The 6,071-nt window shown below is 30.8% G+C and carries 5 protein-coding genes and 10 tRNA genes; 2 read left to right on the forward strand and 13 right to left on the reverse strand.

What is annotated here, in order from left to right:
- Window positions 1-395, forward strand: a 395-nt coding sequence (locus AB668_RS05630; RefSeq protein ID WP_160314997.1) for a hypothetical protein, incomplete at its 5' end; no start/stop codon positions are given.
- A gap of 270 nt (window positions 396-665) precedes the next feature.
- Here the strand turns inward: AB668_RS05630 and gpmI are convergent.
- The 13 genes from gpmI to AB668_RS00405 all read right to left on the reverse strand — a co-directional run bounded on the left by gpmI (window position 666) and on the right by AB668_RS00405 (window position 5,195).
- The gene (gene gpmI, locus AB668_RS00345) at window positions 666-2,258 is read right to left on the reverse strand and encodes a 2,3-bisphosphoglycerate-independent phosphoglycerate mutase (protein ID WP_050517145.1); all 1,593 of its coding nucleotides are present in this window, start codon (window positions 2,256-2,258) and stop codon (window positions 666-668) included.
- 3 nt (window positions 2,259-2,261) lie between these two features.
- On the reverse strand, window positions 2,262-3,092 hold the full coding sequence (locus tag AB668_RS00350; protein ID WP_050517146.1) for an HAD-IIB family hydrolase: 831 nt from the start codon (window positions 3,090-3,092) through the stop codon (window positions 2,262-2,264).
- A gap of 13 nt (window positions 3,093-3,105) precedes the next feature.
- A complete protein-coding gene (gene tpiA, locus AB668_RS00355; RefSeq protein ID WP_050517147.1) occupies window positions 3,106-3,852 on the reverse strand; it encodes a triose-phosphate isomerase in 747 nt (248 codons plus the stop codon).
- A 245-nt stretch (window positions 3,853-4,097) separates the two neighbouring features.
- A tRNA-Phe gene (locus AB668_RS00360) sits at window positions 4,098-4,173 on the reverse strand.
- 4 nt (window positions 4,174-4,177) lie between these two features.
- A tRNA-Asp gene (locus AB668_RS00365) sits at window positions 4,178-4,254 on the reverse strand.
- Window positions 4,255-4,256: 2 nt separating this feature from the next.
- Window positions 4,257-4,332: transfer RNA gene (locus AB668_RS00370), tRNA-Met, on the reverse strand.
- Between the two features lie 22 nt (window positions 4,333-4,354).
- A tRNA-Ser gene (locus AB668_RS00375) sits at window positions 4,355-4,447 on the reverse strand.
- Window positions 4,448-4,493: 46 nt separating this feature from the next.
- Window positions 4,494-4,570 (reverse strand) — tRNA-Ile (locus tag AB668_RS00380).
- Window positions 4,571-4,580: 10 nt separating this feature from the next.
- A tRNA-Met gene (locus AB668_RS00385) sits at window positions 4,581-4,657 on the reverse strand.
- 5 nt (window positions 4,658-4,662) lie between these two features.
- A tRNA-Ala gene (locus AB668_RS00390) sits at window positions 4,663-4,738 on the reverse strand.
- A gap of 8 nt (window positions 4,739-4,746) precedes the next feature.
- Window positions 4,747-4,823: transfer RNA gene (locus AB668_RS00395), tRNA-Pro, on the reverse strand.
- Between the two features lie 48 nt (window positions 4,824-4,871).
- A tRNA-Arg gene (locus AB668_RS00400) sits at window positions 4,872-4,948 on the reverse strand.
- A 172-nt stretch (window positions 4,949-5,120) separates the two neighbouring features.
- Window positions 5,121-5,195 (reverse strand) — tRNA-Cys (locus AB668_RS00405).
- A gap of 142 nt (window positions 5,196-5,337) precedes the next feature.
- Between AB668_RS00405 and AB668_RS00410 the strand changes: the two genes are divergently transcribed.
- A partial coding sequence (locus tag AB668_RS00410; RefSeq protein ID WP_152908009.1) for a winged helix-turn-helix domain-containing protein occupies window positions 5,338-6,071 on the forward strand: 734 nt, incomplete at its 3' end.

Consider the following 6,071-nt stretch of genomic DNA (forward strand, 5'->3'; position numbering starts at 1 on the left):
CATTTGATGAAAATGGGAAGAGATATAAGTTCAACAAAAAAGAAAGTATTGAATTTGTTATAGGTGCAGATGAGAAGTTCTACTTTAGAACAGAAACTATGCGTTTTAAAGCTGAAATATTAGAAAAAGGATCTCATGATTGAGGAATAGCTGATATAGCAAAAAGAAAACAATTAGATGAAGAAAGAAAACATGATTTAAAAACCCTAGGAACAATAAATAAAACGAGATGGATTCATACTGTATTAGATAAGACTCTTAACAGCATTAAAAAACACCCAAGTGGATTGCCCAGTGAAGTAGTCGATGAACTATCAGGACTTGTCTCAGGTGTTAAGAATGAATGTTATCGCATATCATTCGAACTCAAAGAAAAATTAGGCTTATTGGATTAGTTTAATTTTCTAATTTCCTTTGATAAGATTATTATAACTTAAAAATTTAAAGGTTCATTTTGTTTAAAAACCCACGAACAAAAAACAAGACATGAATAAACCCACGAACAAAAAACAAGACATGAATAAACCCACGAACAAAAAACAAGACATGAATAGACCCATGAACAAAAAACAAGACATGAAAAAATACTAGTAAAATATGGTAATTAAATAAAAAAAGTGCTCTGGAGACACTTCTTTTTATACTATTAAATACTGTAAAAAAGATTACTTTTCAATCATTGATTCTAAAGTCATTTCACTTGGTAATTCTAAATCCATAATATCTAAAATTGTTGGAGCAACTTTAGCAATAGCAGCATCATTTTGTTTTAATTTAATGTTTTTATCAGTAATAATAATTGGAACTTGTGAAGTAGTATGTTTTTTATTAACTCCACCATTTTCATCAATCATTACTTCAGCATTACCGTGATCAGCAGTAATTACCATAATTCCATTGTGTTTTAGTACAAATTCATTATGAATACGTTTTAATTGATCATCTAATACTTTACATGCAACTCTAGTAGCTTGATTATTTCCAGTATGACCTACCATATCACAATTTGCAAAGTTTAAAACAATTAAATCAAATTCATTTTTTTGTACTTCTTCTAATAATTTATCTGTAATTTCAATAGCAGCCATTTCAGGTTTTAAATCATAAGTAGCAACTTTAGGAGAAGTTATTAAATCAATTGATGCGTTTCTTAAACTAACTTCTTCAGGTTTTGCTAATCCATTTTTGAAATAATCATTTCCACCATCAAAAAAGAAAGTTACGTGAGCAATTTTTTCAGTTTCAGCTATTCTTAATTGTTTTAATCCTAGTTTTGAAACTCATTGACCTAAAGTATTTTCTAAAGGTTTTGGTGGATAAGCAATATGAACTGAAGTTACTGAATCAGAATATTTCATCATTGAAACAAATCTAATATCATTTCCAATAAAGTAAATATCTTTAAATGCTTCATCATTTCAAGCAATGTAATTGTTATTAGTCATAATTGATGAAATTTGAATAGCACGATCAGGACGGAAGTTAGTCATAATCATTACATCATCTTGTGTTAAATTAGCATCAACAACTGAAGAATTGAATGCAGGAACAATCATTTCATCATCTTTATCATTTTTGTATTGTTCTTGAATATAACTAATTACATCTGTAAATGAATCGACATCTTTTCTAGTAACAATCGCATTATAAGCCTGAGCACTTCTTTCAAATCTTTTATCACGATCCATAGCATAATAACGCCCACTAATTGAACTAATTTCTCCTATGTTATTATTTTGTTTGATAATTTCTAGTAATTGTTTTACAAATTGATCAGCTAATTTAGGAGCAGTATCACGTCCATCAGTAATTAAATCAAATTTAATATTTGTAATTCCATAATTAATTGCAGCTTTATAAATAGCGATCATATGATCCATATGAGAGTGAACTCCACCATTTGAAAATAATCCCATTAAGTGTAATGCACTATTTTTAGTTTTAACTTGTTCAAAAGCATCAATTATTTCTTGATTATTTGCTATTTGATTTGATTTAACTTCATAGTTTAATTTTGCTAGAGATTCCATATTAATTCTTCCAGCACCTAAATGAATATGTCCTACTTCTGAATTTCCCATTTGTCCTTCAGGTAATCCAACTCATTCTCCTGAAGCATGAGCTTTAACTCAAGGATATTGTTTTTTCATTTCTTCAACAAATGACATATGTCCATTTCAAACAGCATTCCCTTCGCTTGGTTCAGCTATTCCTCAACCATCTAAAATAGTTAATAATACAGGTCTTTTTGTAATCATTTTTTAATTCTTTCTATTTAAAATATATTGTTCTACAAATTCTTTAACAGCAGCTTCTTCACTTGTTTTGTCAATATAAACTTGTGCTATGTCTTTAATCGCTTGGACTGAATTTTTTAAAGCCACACCAATTCCAACATACTCAATCATGTCATAATCATTCATTCCATCACCCATAGCAGCAATGTTTTCTAAACCAATGTTGAAATGATCACTAAATCAGTCAACAGCAAATTTTTTATTAACATTTTGTTTATTAATTTCAATTATTCTGTAATCATTAGTTGATACATTTAATTTAAGTTCATCACGTAAAACTTCAAAAAATTCTTTATTCACATTGAATGCTAGTAATTTGAAAAAGTCATGTTCTTGATTAATGTCTTTTAATTCCACGATTTCACCTTCAAATAAATTACCTTCATATCCATAATCAACATCATTTTTAGTTCATTTATTTAAAATTGAAGTTTTTAGATCGGTTGAATATCCTCAAATTTTGATATCGTCTTTTTTAAATCTTTCACTTTCTGCTAAATCATACACTTTTTTAGCAGTTGCTCAATCTATTGGATTAGAAGCTAGAATTTCATTAGTTACTAAATCATAAATACAAGCACCATTATATCCAGCAATAAATGAATGATTTGATGTAAATCCATGTTCAACTAGACTATTTTGTTTAGAATTAACAGGTCTTCCTGTAACAAATACAACTTCAACATTATTTTTAATTGCTTCTTTTAGTGGTTCAACATTTTCTTTAATGATAGGACCCATTTTTTTATAACTAGTCCCATCCATATCTAAAATTAGTAATTTAACATCTTTCATATTTTTCTTCCCTTTATTTATTGTAATTTACTAAAGCTAAATAATCATCTGATAATAATGAAGCACCACCAACTAAAGCACCATCAATATTTGGCATTTCCATAATTTCTTTTATATTTGATGATTTAACACTTCCACCGTATTGAATTGAAATTTGATCTGCTGTATTTTGATCATAAATACTTGCTAAGTTTTCTCTTATTGCTTTACATACTTGTTCAGCATCATCACTAGTTGCAGTTTTACCAGTTCCAATTGCTCAAATTGGTTCATAAGCAATAATTGTTTTAATAGCATCATCACTTGAAATACCCTCATAAGCTTTTGAAATTTGATTATTTACAAAACTAATTGTGTTTCCTTGCTCTTTAGTTTCTAAAGTTTCACCACAACAAATAATTGGAGTCATATTATTCGCTAATAAAGCTTTAGCTTTTTTGTTAACTGTTAAATCAGTTTCACCAAACATTTCTCTTCTTTCAGAGTGACCAATAACAACATACTCAACATTTAATTCTTTTAACATTGATATAGAAATTTCACCTGTAAATGCCCCTTTTTCTTCAAAGTGCACATTTTGTGCAGCAATTTTTACATTTTTAGCATTTTCTATTGCTGTGTTTAGTAAAGTAAATGGTACAGCTAAACCAGCAACAACACCTGTGCTAGTTGTTAAACTATCAACTTTGTTTAAAAATTCTTTAACACTTTGATTTGACCCGTTCATTTTTCAATTTCCAAAAATAACTTTTTTTCTCATATTTTTATACCTTTCAGTTCTTATAATTTTTAATAATTATATAAATAATATTGTGTTTTATCAATTAATAATATATTGACTAGTAAACAATAGATAACAATTAAATTTTAATAAATTTTTTACTATTTTTTTATAATAAAAAGTTAGTTTTAAAACTAACTTTCATTTGATATCTAATTATCTAATCTATTTTCAAAAAATAAATAAAAAGTAGCCTAAGCTACTTTTAATCCTATTCTCTTGAGTGGTGGTTGTGGACGGAATTGAACCGCCGACACGCAGAGCTTCAGTCTGCTGCTCTACCAACTGAGCTACACAACCATAATGGCGACCCCAACGGGACTCGAACCCGTGATCTCCTCCGTGACAGGGAGGCGCGATAACCAACTTCGCTATGGGGCCATTGGTTGCGGGGGCAGGACTCGAACCTGCGACCTTCGGGTTATGAGCCCGACGAGCTGCCAACTGCTCTACCCCGCGACACTATTTTGTTTTCAATAAATGGCGGAAGATGAGGGATTCGAACCCCCGCTCGGGTTTCCCCGACTCTCGGTTTTCAAGACCGATCCCTTCAGCCGGACTTGGGTAATCTTCCGTGTTACCATTTTACCTCATAATCGACCATTTTTATGTTTCAATTATGGTGGACCTTATTGGACTTGAACCAATGACCGTCCGGTTATGAGCCGGATGCTCTAACCAACTGAGCTAAAGGTCCATAATAATGATGGTAGCGGGGGAGAGATTTGAACTCTCGACCTTTCGGGTATGAACCGAACGCTCTAACCAACTGAGCTACCCCGCCAAATATGGTGGACCCTAACGGGATCGAACCGTCGACCCCCTGCGTGCAAGGCAGGTGCTCTCCCAGCTGAGCTAAGGGCCCATATTTAATGGTCGGGAAGACAGGATTCGAACCTGCGACCCTTCGGTCCCAAACCGAATGCTCTACCAAGCTGAGCCACTTCCCGAAATATATTGTTATTATGTTTTACGATAATAACAATTAGCTTTCTAAATGGTGCGCCCGGAGGGACTCGAACCCCCAACCTTTTGATCCGTAGTCAAGCGATCTATCCAATTGATCTACGGGCGCATGTAAAGGTTTTTGCTATGTCATTATCTTCTCACTTTCTCAAGTGACTTTTTTATTATAGAATATCAAAACAAAATTTACAATATAAAAAGTTAAATTTTTTTTATTTTTATACTTTTTTAAAAATCTCTCTAATCCAAAAAAGAATTTAGAGAGATTTTGTCTTTCGTATTGGAGGCAACAGTCGGATTCGAACCGACGATCAGGGTGTTGCAGACCCATGCCTTAGCCACTTGGCCATGTTGCCAAAAATGTTACTTTTTAATTATAATAGATTTTTTTATAACTTTAAATAGTTTTAAACAAAAAATCTGGAATATCAAACAAAATGATACCTTACCAATTATATGTTTTGGATCCAAAACATATAATTGGTAAAGGAGGTTAGAATGTTTACTATTTTAGACAATAAGTCATATGCAGAAATTAAAAAACGTATATTAGATATCTTTGCAAAAGATCCTAAAAGATCATGTTTATCAATAGCAAAGCAATTTAATAAATCTGTTTCTACTATAAAAAGATATAAGAAAGAATATCTTGATTTTATAAATATCGGAAAGGAGATAATACTTTCTCATAAAAATGTAAATAACAAGAATGCGCAAAAATATAGTGATGAAACAATATACAACTTGGGTGAAGTTTATCAAGGAGAAATGAAAATAACAGGAGGAGAGAACAATAACAGTAGTTGTTCATTTTTGACGTTGAAAAATTATCATAGTTGTTTAAAAGAAAAATTTGGTTATAAGATTTCATATTCTAATTTAGATAAAAGATTAATAAAACAGGGTTTTGCTAGTGCATACTGTAAGAGAAAAACTAGAAAAGAAGTAAAAAAAATAAGAAAACAAAATGAAGAAAGCAAAATTATTAAGTACAGCAAAGACTTAGTATTTTACACACCAAAAGTAGTAGAAAAACATAGATTAGCAACGGCTAATAACTATAAATTTGGACAAGTTTTAGAAGTTGACGGATGTACTCACTACTACTTTCAAAACGACACAATTGCAACATGTGTTGCTGTTGTTGATGTTGGAACTAATAAAGTATTAGACATTTATTTTGAGAGTCAAGAAGAATCTCTGAATTCATATCAAAGAATATTTGAAAACGT

This window comes from Mycoplasma sp. HU2014 (assembly GCF_001199495.1).
Lineage (GTDB): Bacteria > Bacillota_I > Bacilli_A > Mycoplasmatales > Mycoplasmataceae > Mycoplasma.